This is a genomic window from Bifidobacterium sp. POST2/T3 (B1), assembly GCF_058197115.1.
Genome location: NZ_JBVPQK010000457.1, coordinates 1 through 2,019, shown reverse-complemented (window position 1 = coordinate 2,019; position 2,019 = coordinate 1). Strand labels below are relative to the sequence as shown.

General features: G+C 59.6%; 2 protein-coding genes and 1 pseudogene. 1 reads left to right on the top strand and 2 read right to left on the bottom strand.

From position 1 onward, the window contains the following. A pseudogene (locus AC0AP0_RS12750) lies at positions 1-512 on the bottom strand (hypothetical protein); the annotation flags it as partial. Positions 513-624: 112 nt separating this feature from the next. On the opposite strand from AC0AP0_RS12750, the gene AC0AP0_RS12745 reads away from it, so the two are divergent. Next, complete coding sequence (locus AC0AP0_RS12745; RefSeq protein WP_490430757.1) at positions 625-1,560, top strand: FKBP-type peptidyl-prolyl cis-trans isomerase; 936 nt, start codon at positions 625-627, stop codon at positions 1,558-1,560. Between the two features lie 93 nt (positions 1,561-1,653). Here the strand turns inward: AC0AP0_RS12745 and AC0AP0_RS12740 are convergent. Beyond that, positions 1,654-2,019, bottom strand: a 366-nt coding sequence (locus tag AC0AP0_RS12740) for a type 2 periplasmic-binding domain-containing protein (protein ID WP_490430756.1), incomplete at its 5' end; no start/stop codon positions are given.

The following is a 2,019-nucleotide window of genomic DNA, read 5'->3' as shown; positions in this document are numbered from 1 at the left end:
GGATCGTCGGTCTTCAGGGACATGGACACGTCGTTGTCGGAGCAGGTGACCTGTTTCCACATGTCCGAATCCTGAAAGGCCACGCCTTGTTCGCTTTTGACAGCCTTGCCGGGACTGGTGTCCCTACTGACGGACAGGGTCTGCCAATCATCCAGGCCGCGCACACGGGCCACATCATGTCCAGCCGTCCAGCCAGCGGCATCCTTGGCCGTAGTCAGGGCCATACAGACGGTAGGCTTCTGTGACTTGGACGCTGCGGACCCAGACGTTCCAGTTGGCGCCGCATCCACTCGCATGGTCACTTTGCTGTCCACCAGGGGAAGCACGCCTGGATCGGTCACCACATAGGCTGCCTTCGTGCGCGCATGCGCATCCACATGAGCCGAGGGCTTCCAGACCGTGGCGTTGAGAATACCCAGCACAATGGCCGTTACAGCCAGCAGTCCGAAGATAGGGGTGACGATGCCGCGCATGATCATGCTGTGACGCGAGGGCTTGTCAGGCCGTGTCATCTCGTCTTTTTCTTCGGGTACTTGCTCCATATTATCGACATTCTACCGTCGGCACCCTATGAGATGGTTTCCGCCACCGGGAAATCACCCATAAGCCCTAAACTGGTCTTTTATGACCATCATCGCAAGAAAATCAGGCAGCAAGCGTCTGCTGGGCGCCATGACCGCTTTGGCTCTATGTCTTGGACTGTCAGCCTGCAGTGGGAAATCTGACGGGGGCGGACACTCAGGCGACACCATGCAGGGCGTATCAGCCAGCGGCAAACTTGGCAGCAAGCCCGACATCAGCTTCAAGACCCCCTTCAAGGTCGAGAACCAGACCCATCAGGTCATCCAAGAGGGCAACGGCGAGGTCATCCGCGACGGGGATCGTGTATGCACAAGGAGCCTGGCCCTGGATGCCAAGACCGGCAAGGTGCTCAATTCCACCTGGGACAAGAGCAGTCCGGAGTGCTCCATCGTCATCAGCAAGAAATCCATCCCGGCATACTATGACACCTTCAAGGGCCTCAAGGTCAACTCCACCGTGGCCGTAGGCATCGATGAGTCAAGCTCAGGCAGCGGCCAGGCAACTGACTCCTATATCATGGCTCTGACCTTCGTCTCCCGCTCCAAGAACCTGACCCGCGCCCAGGGTCAGAAGGTGACCGACCTGCCCAGCGACCTGCCCAAGATCAGTCTGGACGACAAGGGCAAGCCCTCCCTAGATCTCAACGGATACAAACCAAAGGGAGGATTGGTCGTCCAGCCCCTGATCAAGGGCAAGGGGGCCAAGGTCGGTCAACATCAGAGCGTCAGCGCTAACTACACCGGTTGGCTGGCCTCCGACGGCAAGCAGTTCGACTCCTCCTGGGACCGGGGACAGGCCAGCGACTTCAGCCTGGACCAGGTGGTCAAAGGCTGGCAACAGGGTCTGGCTGGACAGACGGTAGGCTCTCAGGTTCTTCTGGTCATTCCGCCCGACCTGGGCTATGGCAGCCAGCAACAGCAGAAGATCCCGGCCAATTCGACCCTGATCTTCGTGGTCGACATCCTGGCCGCCTACTGATCCGGCAATCCCACAACCCATACAGACAGGGGCCCGCACCCATCCGAATGCGACTGGATGGGTGCGGGCCCTGCCATAAGCCAGACGGCCAGGTCAGTCCTTGCCGCCCTCGACCACAATCTCGTCGGGGTTGGCTGCGCTGCCGTAGACCGGCTCCAGGGTCTTGCGATAGTCCTCATGGAAGAACCGCTCCTGGCCAAGCTTGACAAGCTCTTTGTTGATGTAGTCCAGCAAAGGCTTGTTTCCCTTCCGCACAGCCGGGGCGATGACAGCCTCATCCCCAAGCTTGGTGATACCCACCGAGAAGCCCTTGTTGGCCTTGGCCCAGGCCAGCACCTCGGTGTTGTCCGTGCTCATGGCATCGCCACGGTGGTCCAACAGGGCGTTGTAGGCATCGGCGTACTGGTCGTACTTCTGCAGCTTGACTTCCGGGTAGTGCTGCTCGAAGTAGGGCTCAGC

Bases quoted from the DNA above. Each gene is read 5' to 3' on its own strand.
- AC0AP0_RS12745 (WP_490430757.1), top strand. From the start codon at position 625: ATGACCATCATCGCAAGAAAATCAGGCAGCAAGCGTCTGCTGGGCGCC.